This is a genomic window from Chroococcidiopsis cubana SAG 39.79, from assembly GCF_003991895.1.
GTDB classification, from domain to species: Bacteria; Cyanobacteriota; Cyanobacteriia; order Cyanobacteriales; family Chroococcidiopsidaceae; genus Chroococcidiopsis; species Chroococcidiopsis thermalis.
Map to the genome: position 1 here is coordinate 78,841 of NZ_RSCK01000009.1, position 17,201 is coordinate 96,041.

At 45.6% G+C, this 17,201-nt stretch carries 14 protein-coding genes; 2 read left to right on the top strand and 12 right to left on the bottom strand.

The window, feature by feature from the left end:
* Positions 1-88 precede the first annotated feature (88 nt).
* The 4 genes from DSM107010_RS08355 to DSM107010_RS08365 all read right to left on the bottom strand — a co-directional run bounded on the left by DSM107010_RS08355 (position 89) and on the right by DSM107010_RS08365 (position 3,218).
* A complete protein-coding gene (locus DSM107010_RS08355; RefSeq protein WP_158631754.1) occupies positions 89-880 on the bottom strand; it encodes a TonB-dependent siderophore receptor in 792 nt (263 codons plus the stop codon).
* A gap of 78 nt (positions 881-958) precedes the next feature.
* Entirely contained in the window at positions 959-2,074 is a 1,116-nt protein-coding gene (locus tag DSM107010_RS08360) for a TonB-dependent receptor plug domain-containing protein (protein ID WP_106165967.1), read from the bottom strand.
* Positions 2,075-2,198: 124 nt separating this feature from the next.
* On the bottom strand, positions 2,199-2,339 hold the full coding sequence (locus tag DSM107010_RS39505; protein WP_277871319.1) for a helix-turn-helix domain-containing protein: 141 nt from the start codon (positions 2,337-2,339) through the stop codon (positions 2,199-2,201).
* A 6-nt stretch (positions 2,340-2,345) separates the two neighbouring features.
* Positions 2,346-3,218 (bottom strand): AraC family transcriptional regulator, encoded by an 873-nt coding sequence (locus DSM107010_RS08365; RefSeq protein WP_199755445.1) that lies wholly within the window; start codon positions 3,216-3,218, stop codon positions 2,346-2,348.
* A gap of 373 nt (positions 3,219-3,591) precedes the next feature.
* On the opposite strand from DSM107010_RS08365, the gene DSM107010_RS08370 reads away from it, so the two are divergent.
* Positions 3,592-4,170 (top strand): Uma2 family endonuclease, encoded by a 579-nt coding sequence (locus DSM107010_RS08370; RefSeq protein WP_106168688.1) that lies wholly within the window; start codon positions 3,592-3,594, stop codon positions 4,168-4,170.
* Positions 4,171-4,174: 4 nt separating this feature from the next.
* On the opposite strand, the gene DSM107010_RS08375 is transcribed toward DSM107010_RS08370, so the two are convergent.
* The 7 genes from DSM107010_RS08375 to DSM107010_RS08405 all read right to left on the bottom strand — a co-directional run bounded on the left by DSM107010_RS08375 (position 4,175) and on the right by DSM107010_RS08405 (position 14,712).
* A complete protein-coding gene (locus DSM107010_RS08375; protein ID WP_106168689.1) occupies positions 4,175-5,596 on the bottom strand; it encodes an oligosaccharide flippase family protein in 1,422 nt (473 codons plus the stop codon).
* 98 nt (positions 5,597-5,694) lie between these two features.
* Positions 5,695-6,684 carry a glycosyltransferase family 2 protein gene (locus DSM107010_RS08380; protein ID WP_106168690.1) on the bottom strand — a complete coding sequence of 330 codons (990 nt, stop codon included), beginning with the start codon at positions 6,682-6,684 and terminating at the stop codon, positions 5,695-5,697.
* A 494-nt stretch (positions 6,685-7,178) separates the two neighbouring features.
* Complete coding sequence (locus DSM107010_RS08385) at positions 7,179-8,195, bottom strand: methyltransferase domain-containing protein (RefSeq protein WP_127022784.1); 1,017 nt, start codon at positions 8,193-8,195, stop codon at positions 7,179-7,181.
* Between the two features lie 20 nt (positions 8,196-8,215).
* Entirely contained in the window at positions 8,216-9,739 is a 1,524-nt protein-coding gene (locus DSM107010_RS08390; RefSeq protein ID WP_127022751.1) for an O-antigen ligase family protein, read from the bottom strand.
* Between the two features lie 24 nt (positions 9,740-9,763).
* On the bottom strand, positions 9,764-11,902 hold the full coding sequence (locus tag DSM107010_RS08395; RefSeq protein ID WP_015155527.1) for a GumC family protein: 2,139 nt from the start codon (positions 11,900-11,902) through the stop codon (positions 9,764-9,766).
* A 38-nt stretch (positions 11,903-11,940) separates the two neighbouring features.
* Entirely contained in the window at positions 11,941-13,143 is a 1,203-nt protein-coding gene (locus DSM107010_RS08400; RefSeq protein WP_015155528.1) for a glycosyltransferase family 4 protein, read from the bottom strand.
* A gap of 339 nt (positions 13,144-13,482) precedes the next feature.
* On the bottom strand, positions 13,483-14,712 hold the full coding sequence (locus DSM107010_RS08405; RefSeq protein WP_106217432.1) for a glycosyltransferase family 4 protein: 1,230 nt from the start codon (positions 14,710-14,712) through the stop codon (positions 13,483-13,485).
* Between the two features lie 625 nt (positions 14,713-15,337).
* Between DSM107010_RS08405 and DSM107010_RS08410 the strand changes: the two genes are divergently transcribed.
* Positions 15,338-16,915 carry a dolichyl-phosphate-mannose--protein mannosyltransferase gene (locus DSM107010_RS08410; protein ID WP_127022754.1) on the top strand — a complete coding sequence of 526 codons (1,578 nt, stop codon included), beginning with the start codon at positions 15,338-15,340 and terminating at the stop codon, positions 16,913-16,915.
* Positions 16,916-17,006: 91 nt separating this feature from the next.
* Here the strand turns inward: DSM107010_RS08410 and DSM107010_RS42125 are convergent, their stop codons facing one another.
* Positions 17,007-17,129: a hypothetical protein gene (locus DSM107010_RS42125; protein ID WP_258184070.1), complete on the bottom strand. Its 123-nt coding sequence runs from the start codon at positions 17,127-17,129 to the stop codon at positions 17,007-17,009.
* Between the last annotated feature and the right edge of the window lie 72 nt (positions 17,130-17,201).

Here is a 17,201-nt window from a genome sequence, read left to right on the forward strand (position 1 = left end):
CTAATACCATTTCACTAAAACTATGCTACAGAAGATCCCCCCTAGCCCCCCTTGATAAGGGGGGTTGGGGGGATCTCTTTTGTCGTAGTCAAAGAGTAAATTGGTATAAGGTAGCTGTCAGTCTATTATCAAGAAATTCAGTTTTTACACCGACTTCAAACTGTTCGCCACGAGTTGGCTCAAATCGATCGCCTGCTAAATCGGCTCCAAACTGCGGGACAAACGAGCGACTCCAGCTTGCGTAGAGGGAGACTGGCTCGATGGGTTGATAAACAAGACCGATACGGGGGCTAAATGCATTAACTTCAGTATTTTCTGAAAAGTCTTCTATCCTATCTTCAAAGTTGTCGGAATACCAATCGAATCTTCCACCCAGCAAAACTTTTACCTGCTCGCCGATCGCAAGTAAATCTTGGGCATAAATCCCAATGATGTCGGTTGTGCTAACTTCATAATTTCGTTCAGACTCGTCGGGAATTGAAAAATTGCCATACTCAGGCTCGAATAAATCGATTGGTGGAGCATCTGCATTGACAAATCTTCTGGTGTAAACATTACGCTGAAGCTCTACACCCAGCAATAGATCGTGATTAATAATGCCTGATTGAAATTCGCCGTTGACATCCGTTTGTAATATATAACTTTCGTTATCAGCCTTATTGTTATTAGCAAAACGAAGTACAGTTCGGTTATCAGCTTCAAGAGCTTCAAGACCGCCATTTGCCCCAACCGATCGATCCTCAAAAGTTGAGAAAGAGGCGATGAATCGATTACGCAGCGACCAGCGATCGCTAAACTGGTGATTGAGACGATACCCAACGCTACCTTCCCATAAGTTATATCTGTTATCAGGCTCTCCCAAAAAACGCGATCGAGGCACTTCTCCTAAAGAATTGGGTAAAACCGTACCAACAGTAGGTAAAGGCTGTCGTTCTATAGCAGATATATTTTCATAAGTTCATTCAAAGGCTAAAGTTGTCCTTTTACCTAACTGAAAACTTAAGACTGGAACAACACAAAACTGTTTGTTCTCAACAAAATCGACAAACGAATCAGAGTTTTCATAGGCAAGATTCAAACGGTATAAGATTGTTTTGTTGTCGTTCAGGGGATCCGTTAAATCGATCGTAGAACGGTAAAAATCAAAGTTACCAATAGTTCCTGTAATTGCATAAGCAGGCTCTTTGAGGGGTTGTTCGGTGACGAAATTGATTGTACCTCCAGGTTCTCCATTACCGTAAAGTACGGATGCTGGTCCTTTCAGAACTTCTACTTGTTCGATATTACTTAAATTCAAGTTGGTTCGACGAAAACTGCCTTCTACTCTAGCGCCATCGCTGAAGAAGTTGTCAGTCGCATCAAAGCCACGAATAGAAAATAGCCCATCGACTTGCGAAATGCCACTAACATTGCGAAGCACTTCATCCACTTCAGTCGCTCCCTGGTCTTCAATTACCTGACGAGGCACGACTTGAATCGACTGGGGAATATCCCGCAAAGGTGCATCTGTGCGCGTTCCCACGCTGGCATTCGGCACGGCATAGCTTTCTTGTTCTCCCGTTACTACAATTTCCATTTCTGCTTTAGCATCAGGAGTCACCGCGATCGCTAACCCATTGCTAGTAGTATTAATCTTGGCTGTTGGCGCTCCAGTTTCACCAATGACTCTCACTTCAAGACGATTTTCTGGCTGTTGCGTCACCGTTACTTGGCTAATTTCTGCGACTGGATTATCTGCTTGAAAAATTTTTCTAGGTTTTAATACAGCATTAGGAATATCTGCAATTAGAATATTGTCTTGAGTTCTGGTAGTGGCTGGAATAGTTGCACCAGTTGCCGTTTCTAGAATGATGTTCAATCCTGTTGGCGTGGCGTTAACTTTTACTGCTGTAACTTCTACAACCGTTGTATTATCTTGATTCTGAGCTAATCTTTCATTCCTACGCTGTTCTAGATTTACCTGCTGCTCGATCGCAGCGCGATCGCTATCTATTGCTGCCACTGCTAAATAAGATCCAAATCCTAAACTAGCGCCTGTCAGTAAAAGGCTCCAGAGCAAAGCTCTAAACTTCATCAGCTCATCTCCATCACACCAACAACTACCCTTTGTTGAGAAACTTTCTTAAATATCTCAAGCAAGACAGTATGTTATCAGATTCGCACTTGCAAGGTGAGTGCTAGAGGGAGATTTTTGAACTCTAAAAGAATTTCGAGCCTTTTTTCAGCATTTCACTGGGATTTATGCCAAATTTTTGTCGAAAGGCTTTGGCGAAATAACTGCGACTGGCAAATCCCACTTGATAAACCACCTTCTCAACGCTCATTTCTCCTTCTAACAATAATTTTCAGGCTTGTTCTAGGCGGTAGTCGTGCAAATATTTGAAGGCAGTTGTGCCGAAAACCTGACGAAATCCGCGCTTTAACTGAAAATCACTCATACCTACTCGCTGCGCCAATTCTTGCAATGAAGGTGGATTTTCTAGATGGTTAATGAGAATCTCTTTTGCTTGGTAAAGACGATCGCGATCGCGCTGTTTAATTTTCGGTAGGTTCTCTTGTGGGGAATTCTGCGCTTGAAATTGAACAAATTGAAGCGTCATCAACTCCAACGCCTTAGCTTCCAAATAAGTTCGCTTCATCAAACCTTGAAAAGGACAGCATAAAATTTGGTGTAGTACCTGCTGCATTTCTAAGGTAGTTCTTCCTTGACGGTAGTATGGTTGAGGGCGATCGTCAATTACCGCTTGTCGAATTTCTAGGGGCAATTCTGCCAATTGTACCTCAGTTAAACCTGCAAACAAACGCTTTGGGTCAATCCCTAAATAAACCCGATGAAATTGTTCCGCTGCCCAAAATTCGGTTTCCTTCGTTCCTACCTCACAACATAGACAGTTATGTCCAACTAATTCATCGATTTCATCAGTTAACCCGTGTAGAATCGTCCTGACTTTCCCTGCAAGAAAAAATGTCAAACTCCACCAATGACTATCACTTTCTTCTGCTGGAGTGAGAATTAAATCTTCGATTATTTTATTATCTTGAACCCCGATGTTTAGTCCCTCTCGCAGCTCTACATTCCAGCCGCAATGACTACCATAATTTAGTAAAATTCCTTGCCAAGCAAATTCAAAATCAGTTTCGTAACAAAAAGCCTTGCCGTTTGTTTCACTTTTATCCCAGAAATCGCACAAATCTTGTTCTGTTAAAATTAGAGTCATAATCAGTCCGTTTTTAAAATTGTGTTTTAAAATCGCGTTTTTAAAATTGTCATATTTAAGCGCTCGCATGGAAAAATATTTTGTTATTGGGAGTAGCAAGTCGTAATCCTCAAAAGCGACTGCTTCTTTGCAAAAATTATGTCAATATCATTATATAATTTCAATTGATAATTTGTATCTCGCCATTCAATCTGGATAACTATTCGCAACTAAATTAAAGTTACTTAAAACAAAGAAGGAAATCGAAGTTTTTTATATAAATAAAGTTAGAAAATTCAAACCATTAATTACGAATTACGAATTACGAATTAGTAATTATTCAGTCATACGTTAAAATCGATCGTGACGTGAATCCTCAAAGTCAAGCAGTGAAATGACTACAACCAGTAAGCGATTCACCTTAGTAGAATACCTTGCTTATGATGACGGCACGGATAAGCGCTATGAATTGGTGAACGGGGAATTAGTTGAGATGCCGTCAGAAAGTGATTTGAATAACTTGATAGCGATATATCTAATTGGAGTCTTCATTCAAGTTGTACCTATTAGCTTGTTGCGTCGAGGAACGGAAATTGTTGTCAGTGGTTCCCGTGCGACATCGCGAGTGCCAGATTTGATAGTGTTAACGGAGGAGTTAGCTGCCGCTTTGACTGGGACTGCTCGCAGTATTATCATGCCCGATATGCCACCGCCAGCATTGGTGGTAGAGATAGTATTACCTGGCAAGGAGAACGAGGATCGAGACTACCGCTACAAGCGATCGGAGTATGCTGCGCGTGGAATTGCTGAATACTGGATTGTCGATCCTCAAAGCGATCGCGTTGTGGTGCTAACCTTGGTGGATGGGTTATATGAAGAAGCAATTTTTCCAGGAGGCGATCGCCTGGTTTCCCCAATGTTTCCTACGCTAGAATTAACCGCAAAACAAGTTCTCCGTGCAGGTGAAGCATAGCAGGCTACGACTTAGGCGTTTTCCAAGCTGCATACAATTCTAGAGGAATGCTTCTGAGGGTGGGTCGAGCCAGAAATAAAATACTGTAGCTGGCAACCAACAAACTCAAACTGATGTAAAACGGTAGCCAGGGACCAGCAAGTAGGGGAATTGCCGTGGCGATAATTAAACAAATTGCATCCCCGTAATCCGGTGCGCCACACAATCTGGTGATGGAAAAATGCAGCGCCAAAAAACTAGGTAAGGCAAATAATTCTGCCACGCCATAACCCCAAGCTCCTAAAACTGGTAGGAGCAGCCAAGCAGCTAGCCAAAACAGACTAATATAGATGGCGTTAAACCGAGCCACATCGCGATTGTGTCCTGCGGCATATAACGCCGAAATATGCATGTTGAATACCGTGTAGAGCAAGGTTGCTAGGGCAACGAACGTAAAGACTTGGGTGCTGGGTAGCCAACTCTTGCCAAACATTAAAGGGACGATCCAGTTAGCACAGCAAGAAAAGAGAGCAAACACTGGACCAACCAACAGACCTTGATAGATAATCCCACGACTGATGGCGCGGCGCAATGCATCAGTATCGCCGAGTAATTTGGCAAGAGTGCTGATGGAAAGCCGAGCGATCACGATCCGCAGCATTCCCAACTGATCGGAAAGACGGATGGCAATACCGACAATTCCAGCCGCTTCTAACCCACCTAGACGGCTCACAACTAGGGGGACGGTGAGAGTTTTAAAATTCCAAATTAAATTAGAGCCGGAGTAAGCCAGACCGCTACGCAGTGCAGAACTGATGAATTGCGGTTGCCAGCGCCAACGCCACGCGATCGGATAGCAAACAGAAGCCATCACTGCTAGTAGCGTAAACTGAACGACAAAACCAGCGATTGGTCCCCAATAGCCCCAATTTAGGAGTACGAGCGGTACGGAGACTGCATAGTTCGATACCTGTGCCAAAGTTTCAACTAAACCAACTTGAGGGAAACGCAGTTCTCGCTCCATCATCGCGATCGAGGCACTAGCTACCATTTCCAACCAAATGACGGGAACTAGCCACCGCAGGACTTCGACTAGCACGCTTTGTCCCGTCCACGCACCCACTAGAGGCGTAGCAAACCACAGCAACACGCACAGCCCGATTCCTACCGTATTGTAAAACGCTAAAATCTGCTCTGCGGCATCTTTCGGTAAAGTGGGTTGGCGGATCGAGTAGACATCTAAACCGCATTTTGCCGTCCAGAAAGTGAAGTAAAGAATAAATGCAGCCGAGACAACTACGCCATAATTTTCTGGTCCTAAGACGCGAGCAATTACCAGCACGCTGACTAAGGAAAGCGCTGATGCTGCCAACTGTCTAATAGTTAGATAAATACCTCCTTGGAGGACTTTGTTTTTGAGAGTTTTGAGAGATTGGTTGGTATGCATTAATTCTTGGTTTTAGACGGTAGTTCGTCGCCGTCCGGTCGCACTAAGCTAGACGATTGAGGACTCGAACTACTTGAAGCATAAGTTACAAGCAACACTTAACCCGTACTGAGAGGAAGTGAAAGCCGATTTCTGAGGTTTGAGATTCGCCGCCGCAGAGCATGAAATATTGCCAAGAGACGATTGTAGCCATCAGCACCGCACCAGCGCACGATCGCAATTGCTACACTCAGGCGAACGTACTCTTTAGAGTACCGCAGTTGAGGGGAATAGGCGATCGCGGTGGTACGAAATTGAATCGCTTGTTTGTAATCCTTGGTTTGAGTTTGCAGGCATTTCCAAGCAAGGGTTAAGTTTACCAAGCCATAACAACGGTCTTTTAAATCTTGTAGTTCTGGCAATTTAGATTGAAATGCTTTGTCCAGCACTGTATAAAAACATTTCTCCACCCGCTGCCAGTTTTTGGACATGCTGTTCGAGTACTGGCGATAGTACACTAAAGGTTCCTCGATCGCCCCAAAATTATAGCGAGCGGCAATTCGCAAACACATATCCCAGTCGCCAACGTGGGATAAGGTCGTGTCGAATACCCCTACAGTTTCAAAACAGCAACGGCGCATCATAAACGAACTGCCAGATTCCGTAATATTGCGCTGTACGAGTTGCTGCCACACGTCACCCCGATCGCGACTAGCAAAGATTCTGCCCGTAGGTCTACCTTCGGGATCGATCAATGCTGTCCAAGTATACACTAAGCCGACTTCTGGATGTTCGTCCAAATAGCGGACTTGTTTAGCTAACTTGGTTGGATGCCACAAGTCATCTGCGTCGAGGAATGCTATGTATTCTCCTTGCGCCAGAGCAATACCTGTATTGCGTGCGGCACAAGTACCTTGATTGGCTTGAGTCATGAATTGGACGCGCCGGTCTTGGATTTGACTGCCCCATGCAGCAGTATTATCCGAACTACCATCATCAATAATTAAGACTTCAAAATCAGTAAACGTCTGTCTCAGCACGCTGTCCAGAGTTGCTGGTAAATAGGTGATGGAATTGTAGGCTGGAATAATGACTGAAACTTTAGGCATATTGTTAAATTTCAACTTGGGAAATTATGTTTCTTAAACTAGAGTATTTCTTTTCAGTTCGTCTAGATATCGGAAATACATAATAGCCAATTGAAATCATTTTTTGACTTGATGCGATCGCTTCGATCTTCATGACAAGAAACAGCGATCGGGCAACATCTCTTCACAGATGAACAAGTCTTGATACAAGCACGATCTTGTCATTCATTGACTTGTCTTTATCTCACTTTCTACGATAAATCGATATATTGCTATGCAGATATAGCGGTTTCAAATGATTTGTAAAGTAGGCTTCTAGCCTGCGGCAGGCTAGAAGCGTTCATGAATCAAATAGGATTGCTATATTAGTTAATAATTGGGCTTTGAAATGTATCGAGATAGAGTGCGATCGATCGCATTAAATTGCGATAGCTGCAAATCCAGGGAAAGATTCTGCTTTGCAGCTATCATTGGTTTCTATCAGGTAAGATATACCATTGTATGGTAAAGCTCTTTTAAAAAGAGCTAGCTTGAGCGCCTTTATATTGAGCCAGCAATTCTCGATCTGAAACAGTGCGATCGCTTTTCGTACCGAGAAAATAGAAACCAGATGCCGCATCATACGTTCCGGCGCGGTCAATTAAGAGGTAGTCGAAATACTTCAACCAAAAACTAGTTAGCCTTGTTATTATCTTCACCACAGCTCTAGCAGCGGATGACTTGACAAAGCTCAGCAGAAAATACTGATAGCTCCAAGCGAGTGCCATTCCCGTACCGCAAACTGGACCGCTGGCGATTTCGGCGAAATTCCTAAATAAACGCTGATGTCCCAAGTGGGTAAAGCGAGTAAAATCATATCTCCCCAAGTGGACTTGCTGCATGAAAGGAGTCTCGGAATAAACAACTCCTTCTGGTTTGAGAACGCGATGCACCTCTGCGACGCACTGATAAGGATCGACGACGTGTTCGAGGACGGCTTGAATGACAACTCCATCGAAAGAATTGTCTGCAAAAGGTAGGCTGTGAGCGTCGCAGATAATTGAGACATCCGCGCCAAAAGCAACATCTGTTTCTACAAGTTCTAAGTCAGGAGCAGAATACAGGGGTTCCATTCCTTGACCTCTGATGCTACTACCAACAACTAAAACTTTTGGACGGGAATGGCGTTGCTGAAGTAGGGCAACAAATTTTTGATAGTTTTGCTTGCCTTTAAGATTTAAATGAATGCTGGGAATTAAATTAATGAGTTGTCTTTCCCATAAAGGTTTTGGTTTGAGAGTTGAATTGTCTATATCGAGATAATCGTCGATCGCAAACACGCTTGCCTCATCATCAATCAATATGGGGATGCCATTCACGATCGGAAAACAAGCCTGACATAGAGTGTTCGTACATTTGAGCTGAGACTCGTCCAATTCTAATTGAGCGGAACAAACTGGACAACACAACAATTGTTGTGTTTCCTCAGATGGACGCAGGGACGAACGAGTACTGTCAGCAGTTAATAAGGAAATGGGAGATTGTGTTTTCACGGATTCATTTGGAATGAGGATTAATTTTTCACTTCGATAGCAGTCTCCATCGTCAACAGCATGGCGCGATCGCCTGCACTGCGATCCTTCCGCTCTTGCCAGTTCCAGCCTGCTATGCCCATTACAGTCCACCAGTAAAAGTAAAAAGCCGTACCGCTCCAAACATTATCCGTTGCCATACCCAAGGACGTTGCAATCAGTAGGGCTAACAAACTCCAGCAGAAATTCCAGCGATCGCTACCTTTAGGAGCTTGTCGCAGCAGTTGGAGCAGTCGGATCGCCTGTGCCACCAAGAGTGCCACAAACGTTACCAAACCGATAATACCTCCTTCTGCTAAAGCGCGAATGTATGCGTTGTGCGGTACTAAATTATACGGACTCAAGTAAACGCCAGTACCAAGTCCGTAGCCAAACCAAGGTTCGTACAGCCATGCGCGTAAAAGATAATACCACTGGGCAATCCGCCAGTTAAAACTGTTGTAGTCGGAAAACGACATAACGATCGCCCGCGAAACGTCGATATCTGGGTTCAGCAGTGGTGTATTGGCAATTCCATCCAGGCGGCTGCGTCCGTAATCCGTACTGGCAAATAGAACTATAACCAACAGCAGTAACATGATGCCACCAAGGGCATTATAAAATTTCAACCTGGGGGCGATCGCAATTCCTAGAGCCGTCACGAGCATGACTAAACCAAAAATTGCCCCAGTACCGACGTAGAGATTTGCCATTAAAAATAAGAGAATCAACCACATCCAGCGTGGTTTGCTTCCCCGTAACAGTTGCCAGAAAGCCAAACAAATAAAAAGTAGTAAATAAAGTACGAAATTATTCGGATGGGCAAACGTGCTGTTGATCCGCGTGCCTGAGACCACCTCCGCTGGCACAAACTGACTAACAATCGCTGGCTTTTTCAATGCCAGGATAGATGGTAGCAAGAAATTAGCATATTTCTGCAACATGCCGACAATTATTGGGGGAATTAACGAGAAAAATAGCAGCGCGATAATCTTTTGCGGTGCAACTCTATCTTTCATTTGCATGACTAATAGATAGACCATTGCCCACGAGAATAAGCGCGTCCACTCTCTGACGTTATCTGCTAGGTAGGGCGAGGCATTCAGTCCCAAGCCTCCCAAGATGCAGAGCACGGGCCACAAACCTTGCAGCATCACCCACGCCAACAAAAACCACCAAAACCAATCTGTCTGTATGGTGCGTCGTTCTAAAAACGCAGCGGCGACGTAGAGTAATGTTAAAGCCGCTAGTCCTAGCGCAAATAACGCCGGGATTTGCTGCGCCGAGAAGATATCCAGCGAACTGCGAAGAATTAACAGGGCGATCGCCGTGCGTTCAAAATCAGCAAAGAAGTTGATAATAATCGCAAAAGCGATCGCCCCAGCAAATAGATAAACAGGCTGAGCAGCTACCAGGATGCCCGCAGCTAGCCCTACCAAGACACCCGCCACTCCGATCCAAAAAGAGACCTGTGAAGCAGGCAGGTAGCTGGTGGCTAACCTTCTGATTTCATTTCTCACGTTCATAACACCTGGTTTTAGCAGCTAGTTCTAGGAAACATTAGTCAGAGTCTTGTAGCTTTGGAAAGCATAACGGTAGTACTTGTCAATTTGAGGATCGATCCCATTGACGGCAACTCCCAAGATCTCGACTCGTTTCGCCCTGAGTTCTGCCACTGCTTGCGTGAAGATATCCCTTTGCGTAAAGCTCGGACGGGCAACTAGGAGTAGTTTTTCGCCGTTGCCGCACAAGCTCACGGCATCGACGCAACTCGTCACGGGGGGAGTATCTATGACGATCAGGTCGTATTGACTCGCAGCAGCGGCGATAACTTGCTGAATCTGCCTGGATTCAAATAATTCCGAAGGATGGCTGCGAGGTCTGCCGCTACACAAAACCTTTAATTTGTCAATACCCGTAGTTTGAACGGCTTCTGCCAAAGCTAGCTTACCCTGTGCCACTTCTGCAAGACCTGGTTTGGCAGCAAGTTTAAAAAGTTTGTGTTGTGTCGGACAACGTAAGTCGGCATCAATGAGTAAGGTGCGGCGCGATAGGGTGGCGGCGACTGCGGCAAGGTAGGAAGACACTAAAGATTTGCCTTCACCAGACAGAGCGCTGCTGACGACGATAACTTTAATATCCTCGTTGGCAGCAAATTCTGAGGATCTCAGCAGGCTGCGATAGGATTCTAGAATCGCTGGCTCTTGCATCAAAGCATCAGCGTATTCTTTGCCCCTGACTTCTGGTGAGATCACAGGCAGCACCCCCATGATGGGAACTTCGACTAGACTGCTTGCTTCTGTAGCATTGCGTAGCGTGCCGTCGAGTCCTTCTTGTAACAGCACAGTCCCGAGGGCTAGCGTACCTCCAGCGACGGTGGCAAGTACCAAAACGATCGCGGGATTGGGCCAAGTCGGTAATCTGGGCGGCTCGGCAAGGTCAACCGGACGCAGGTTGCTGACTTTTTGCGCTTCGGCAATCCGTGCTTCTTCTAACTTGCGCTGCAAAAACTCTAAGGAGGTGACTGCTTCTTGGCGTTGCCGTACCAAGGCGGCTAATCCTTGTTCGCGGATTGGCAGTTGGTTGAGGCGTTCTTGCAGGGTAGCGCGATCGCGACGAATTGCTGCAAGTCTACCTTCTAATGCTGAAGCCTCAACCTCTCCAGTAATTAATTGCGTGGCAAGATCTTGGCTTAACTTGTCAGTAGCGGCGTTGGGAGTGCTAGCCGCTGGGTTGCCTGTTTCGCTACCGATTTTTTGCTGATAGAGGGCGCGGGCTGCATCCCGTTCTTCGATTAAATTCAGCAGTGGTGGGCTGTCGGCTTTATATTTCGATTGAGCGCTAGCAACTTTTGCCTCCAACTCTACTAATTGCGTGCGTAGTGCTTGCAGTTGCTCGTTCTGCCCGCTGCGGACGGTGGCATAGGTATTTTTTAAGGTGCTGCTATCTGTCACCTGTTCTAGGGAACTATTGCGTGCCTTAACTTCTTGCAGTTGGGCAAGCGTGGTGCGTTCCTGTTCTTCTATCTGGGCTAGACTTTCGACTATACTCGTCGTCTGGGCGTTGTCCCGTCCTTGATCGTCGGCGATCGAGACAATTCCCTGCGATTGCTTGTACTGCGATAGCGTTGCTTCTACTTGGGCAAGCTGGGCGCGTTTTTTCGGAACTTCTACTGCTAAGAATTGCCGTGCCGAGCCAGCCTCGCGCCGAATCACTGCCGTATCCTCGTTAATCATGGCTTCTGTTAAAGCATTGAGCAGTTTAGCCGCGATTAAGGGGTCTTTGTTGCTGTATTTAATTTCCAGAATGCTAGTTGCAGGAACGGTTTTAACTTTTAACTGTTTTCTGAGTTCTTCTACCGTTGGTGGTTCTGCGTTACTATTGCGATTATTTGCCGTATACGCTTCGTAAATTGCTTGACGTAAAACTTTTTGGGAAAGGGCGAGTTCCGCTTGGGTTGCGACTGGGTTGGAGTCAAGTCGGGCTGATTCTTGAGTCAAATCGCGTCCTGTTTCTCCAGCTAGGCTCAATTGTTTGCCATCAAGCATTAGCCGCGCTTCTGCTTCGTAAGTCCTGGGGGCAAATATAAGATAGACCAGCGCACCAAGCATCACTGAGATGAAGGTGGCTAAAGCGGGCAAGCGCCGCCGATAAAAAATTGTCGGTAAAAGCGCGTATTTCTGTTCCATCACAACACCTTCATCTATCAGCCTGTTGGTTAACGTGGTTAGCGACTTATTTTTTCTGAAGCTTGAACGGGAGGGGTAGTAGCCAGTTGCTTGGCAACACTGGGGCGGATTGTTGTTGTCTGATTCAGTGTTTTGTACACGTTCAGAGTTTCAGTAGTAATATCATCCCAGTTATGGTGCTGCTGAACGTATTTTTGCGCTCGATTTGCCATTGCAGCCAGTGCTTCGGGATGGGCGATCGCTCGCTCTAAAGTCTGGGTGCAATCTGTTACGTCGCCAGCCCCGAACAGCAATCCCCGATCTTGAGCAATTAATTGCTGGTGGGCGGGAATATCGCTGGCGACGACTGGTACGCCTTCTTGCATGGCTTCTAGCATGGCTAGGGGTAGTCCTTCCAAATCGGAAGGGAGAGTAAAACATCCCGCCCCACGCACGATTTCTGCTAGTTTTTGCCCCCGGAGTTCTCCTGTAAAGACAATGTTAGGGTTGTTATTAGCGAGTTCTGATAACTCGGTGGCAAAGGCATTAGTATCGCTTGTCCCGCCGACGAGAACGAGTTTCCAGTCACGCGGCTTTAGCTTTTGAAAAGCTTGAATTAGCAAGTCTGGACGCTTTTCCGGTACGAGTCTGCCGACATAGGTAATGTATTTGCCTGGAGTCAGTCCTAAGGAAGTACCGTAGGCAAAACTACCATCTGTAGGAGCGTATCTAGCGGGTCCGTTAGGGATGTAAACCGTGTCGCGATTGTATGTCTGTTTGAAATAGGTGCGCAGTTCGTCAGAGACGACGACAATTCCATCTGCAAATCGTGCTGCGGCTCGTTCGCCTGCATGTAAGATGCGGCTGGAGATTTTACCCCACTTTGCCCGCTGCCAATCTAAGCCCTGACAGGTGACAACGACTTTGGCAGTGGAGGCAAATTTTGGCAACCAGCTAAATACCGAGGGTCCGAGAGCGTGGAAATGAATGATGTCGTATTGACTGCCGCTTGCCGCGATCGCCCCTAGTAGGGAAGTGAAAAAGGCATCTGCTCCTCTTAGCTGCAAACAGGGCAAGGAAATAACTCTCACCCCTTTGTATTTATACTGTTCCAGCCAGGAAGAACCTAGATAAGAGGAGCGGGCAAACAGGTCTACGGAATGATTGCGTTCCACCATACGGGGATACATTTCCTGGCAGTAATGTTCGATACCACCCTGGTTGGCGGGCAATCCTTTAGCACCAATAACGGCTATTCTCATGCAAAGTGTGTCTGTTAAATCTACGTGTGTTTGGGTATACCAGTCGTCTCTAGATTGGCTTAGAAGACTAGCTGGCTTGTTGCATTCAATTTGTCGATCTTTTTTGTCCTTACTCGTTCCAATGAGTCAATTGTTGAATCTTGAGCTTTCCCTTAGAAACTATGGGCGAGGCAAATTTTGTTGGCTAGTATAAGAGTGGACTCCTGAGATTTACGTGTGTTTGGGAGCCTAGCGGTCTTTAGATTGGCATCGGAGACCGCTTCTTTTGCCACAGGTGCGGCAAGTTGATTCGGGTCGTATCTTATCCCTGTCATACTTCCTCATCCATAGGTTGACCAGCTAGACATAACTTGTAGACACACCAGATGCTAACTGACGCTGTTCCCAGCGCACCCACATATTTTGATACACATCACTGACAATTTGACGCACCCCGTATGGTGCAGCAGCCCGCACGCAAGCTTCGATTGTATAATTTTTATCTCGTGAAAGGATCTGACTTATGGCAGAGGCGATCGCTTCTGGCGTGCGTTCTTGACAAACGATCCCGCTACCTGAACTCAGTAATTTAGGTGTTTCTCCACAATCTGTAGTGACTACTGGCGTACCGCAAGCTAATGCTTCTAACGCTACTAGCGGCAAGCCTTCGTAAGCACTCGTTAATACAAAGGCGCTACAAACTTGTTGTAGCTTTGCGAGTTCGGTTGGTGGAACCGCGCCTAAAAGAGTCACTTGCTGAGATAGATCTAATCGAGCAATCTCTGCTTTTACTATCTCAGCTAGTTCTCCTGCACCTGCAATTAGGAGGTGTACGTTTGGCTGCTGCATGGCAAACAGCGATCGCACCAACAAAACGGGATCTTTTTGCGGGTGCAAGCGTCCGGCAAATAATAAAAAACGAGTCTCCGCCGATTTGCCCATCCGCGCTGCTAAGGCGCGTCTTCCTTCCTCGCGTTGCTCGGGAGAAAGCGGGTAAAATACTCCATTATCTACCGGATTTTTGATGTATTTAATTCGTTCGCTTAGATTAGCATAACGTTGTTGATAAAGCTTGACTGATTCCGTATTACACGATAAGATTTCGGCGAATTGCTTTATTAATAGTCCTTCTAGCGCAAAATAGCCTGCCGGAAAATATCGCCATAAGATTGCCTTCTTATTATCCTTGGCAGTCATTTGCTGGCGAATATCGTTGTGAATAAAAAGAGTCTTATCTCCCTGCCAATTAAGCGAGGCTAGCGTTGGTTCGATTCGATGAAAGTGCATGAAATCTGAAGCGAAGTCATGCTGCAATAACGCTACGGTATATTTCACCGTGGTCGGCAGCAAACCCCTTACATCATCATTCTCCACGGTCAGCAAGGGAAAAAACTGAATCGCCCTTCCCTCCAGCTCTGCTTCTTGCCACTTTCTAGAAGAGAAATTAGCTCGGTCTGAAGTTCCTACAACTCTGACATCAAACTCGCTAGCAGCATATTTGATAAAGTATCGAATGACGGTTTGAATGCCTCCTATGCTGGGAAACCAGGGATTAAACTGATAAAAAATGGTTAAAACTGGTTTTCGCATTCTAGTTTGCTTCAGAAACTGAATTTTTCGTCTATTTTACTTGGCGTTATAAAATTTATACTAATTTAATACATTAGGTCAAGTTAAGAACGTCACCTACTCGATCGACAGTCGTTATTTTTCGCTCTGCTGCAATCTCTCTACCATGTCTTTTGCCTTACGGCTAACTTTGCCACTACGAAACATGACAGAATTTTGAAGGCTTCTCAGCCTAAATGAGCTTTAACAACAACAGATAGTCTAGTCTTCTCCAGCGAGAGATTTTTTCTGGAAACAGAGCATCTAACAGTTTTGGGGTTACGTGCTTTCGTGTTTGAGGGCGAACAGGTTGAAGACTGAAATTAACAATATTTTTAGTTCATGTAGATTTATACTAGATTTGCCATACCAGAAGCAATCCATGATTGATTAATATATTTAAACTAATAACCGCTACTGCTGGCAAAAGTACTTGTATAGCTTATGTCTAGCTAAAAGATGGGCTGCATTAAATAGTCTGAATCAAGTGAAAAACTAGCAAAAGTGAGTACAATCGCCTTGGGAGTGGCTCCATTGCACGGTTAGGTCGTTAAGATAGAAGACTGATTTTAGCATGTGCTAACTCTTTTGAGTTGAGTGACATCATATGCCCTCTACTAGAAAGTTTCCGCGTCCTCCCTGGTTGGTGATCGCTATGGTTGCAGTGTTTGCATTCAGCGCTGGCTTGCGGTTTTGGCAATTGAGTCGATTCAATACACTAGTCTTTGATGAAGTGTATTATGCAAAATTTGCGAACAACTATCTGACGCAAACGCAATTTTTTAACGCCCATCCACCACTGAGTCAATACATTATCGCGATCGCAATGTGGTTGGGCGGACACATGCCGATCGACCGAGACATAGTGAACGGACTGACGGGTTCTTTGCATTCTCCTTGGAGTTATCGCTGGCTGAATGCCTTAACAGGCTCGTTTGTGCCGCTAGTTGTGGGGGGAATTGCCTATCAGTTGAGCGATCGCCGCAGTTATGCTGTAATTGCAGCCATCTTCGCCGCCGCCGATGGGTTATTTCTCGTCGAATCTCGCTACGCCTTGAACAATATATATTTAGTCATCTTAGGGCTACTCGGGCATTGGTTTTTGTTAATAGCATTGAAAGCACCTAAAAAAAAGCGCTACTTGTGGCTTACCCTAGCTGGAATAGGTTTCGGTGCATCAGCAGCAATTAAATGGAACGGCTTAGGTTTTTTATTAGGAGCCTATTTACTCTGGATTGTGGGATGGATTGTCAAACGGACAAGGGAGCAGGGAGTAGGGAGCAGGGAGCAGGGAGTAGGGAGGGACAAGGGGGACAAGGGGGACAAGGGGGACAAGGGGGACAAGGGGGACAAGGGGGACAAGGGAGCAACTACCAATTACCAATTACCAATTACCAATTACCAACTACCAACTACCAACTACCAATTACCAACTCTCCTAGAAATAGCTTTTTACCTAGCAATCATCCCTGTTGCCATTTACAGTATCAGTTGGATTCCTCACCTCATGCTCAATCCCATACCTAACTTTTGGGAAATGCAGCGCGAGATCTTGTTTTATCACCAGCGCATCGGTAGTAGTGCAGACGTGCATCCATATTGTTCTCGCTGGTACACCTGGTTGTTGATGTTGCGTCCGGTTGCCTATTTTTACAAAACTACCATTTCTCTTGACGAATCAGTACCAGTCGTGGGACCACCTCTACCAGAAGCGAGCGCAAAAGTCATCTACGACGTACACGCAATGGGAAATCCGATCTTGTGGTGGTTCTCCGCTGTTGCAATTGTGTATGCTGTTTGGATAGTCGCTAAAAGCGCGATTGCGTTTGCAACTGTTAATTCTGCCACATCACAAAATCCTAGAATTCAAAATTTTGGAATTCAAAATACTGGAATTTATTTGTTCTTCACCCTGAATTGGTTAGCCAATTTATTACCGTGGATGCGGGTGACGCGCTGTACGTTTTTGTATCACTACATGGGTGCTTCGGTGTTTGCCGTGCTAGCCTTGGCTTGGATCGTCGATCGATGGTTGCGCAGTTATCACAGAAACCTACGGCTGTTAGGCGTAACGGCAATATTTTTGATTCTTCTGGCTTTTGTCTTTTGGATGCCGCTTTATTTAGGTCTACCGCTGTCTCCTGAAAGTTATCGCTGGCGGATGTGGTTGCCGTCTTGGGTTTAATCGAACGGTCTTCTATCTGCAATCCTATGCCGCTTAACAAAAGTATCTGAGACACCTTGGATATCGCAATTGGCTGTGCGGTTCTCTCGATCTAGAAACTAAATCCCCCAGCTTTGTATCCCGAAGTACGTGCCGACACCATCCATGAACCTGCATCGCAATTCTCGTTCGGTTGATGCAGTAGCGATCGCCTAGAACGAAGAGAACTAACCATAATCGTGCTAAAAGTGTACCCACTTGAGGACTTCCCAGGATTGGAGCCTCTGCCTACAATCGTTTCACGATC

Excerpts from the sequence above, each read along its gene's own strand:
- DSM107010_RS08390 (WP_127022751.1), bottom strand. The coding sequence starts at position 9,739 with ATGAACGTGAGAAATGAAATCAGAAGGTTAGCCACCAGCTACCTGCCT.
- DSM107010_RS08380 (WP_106168690.1), bottom strand. The coding sequence starts at position 6,684 with ATGCCTAAAGTTTCAGTCATTATTCCAGCCTACAATTCCATCACCTAT.
- DSM107010_RS42125 (WP_258184070.1), bottom strand. The coding sequence starts at position 17,129 with ATGGTTAGTTCTCTTCGTTCTAGGCGATCGCTACTGCATCAACCGAAC.
- DSM107010_RS08405 (WP_106217432.1), bottom strand. The coding sequence starts at position 14,712 with ATGCGAAAACCAGTTTTAACCATTTTTTATCAGTTTAATCCCTGGTTT.
- DSM107010_RS08375 (WP_106168689.1), bottom strand. The coding sequence starts at position 5,596 with ATGCATACCAACCAATCTCTCAAAACTCTCAAAAACAAAGTCCTCCAA.
- DSM107010_RS08365 (WP_199755445.1), bottom strand. The coding sequence starts at position 3,218 with ATGACTCTAATTTTAACAGAACAAGATTTGTGCGATTTCTGGGATAAA.
- DSM107010_RS08395 (WP_015155527.1), bottom strand. The coding sequence starts at position 11,902 with ATGGAACAGAAATACGCGCTTTTACCGACAATTTTTTATCGGCGGCGC.
- DSM107010_RS08400 (WP_015155528.1), bottom strand. The coding sequence starts at position 13,143 with ATGAGAATAGCCGTTATTGGTGCTAAAGGATTGCCCGCCAACCAGGGT.
- DSM107010_RS08410 (WP_127022754.1), top strand. The coding sequence starts at position 15,338 with ATGCCCTCTACTAGAAAGTTTCCGCGTCCTCCCTGGTTGGTGATCGCT.
- DSM107010_RS08360 (WP_106165967.1), bottom strand. The coding sequence starts at position 2,074 with ATGAAGTTTAGAGCTTTGCTCTGGAGCCTTTTACTGACAGGCGCTAGT.
- DSM107010_RS08370 (WP_106168688.1), top strand. The coding sequence starts at position 3,592 with ATGACTACAACCAGTAAGCGATTCACCTTAGTAGAATACCTTGCTTAT.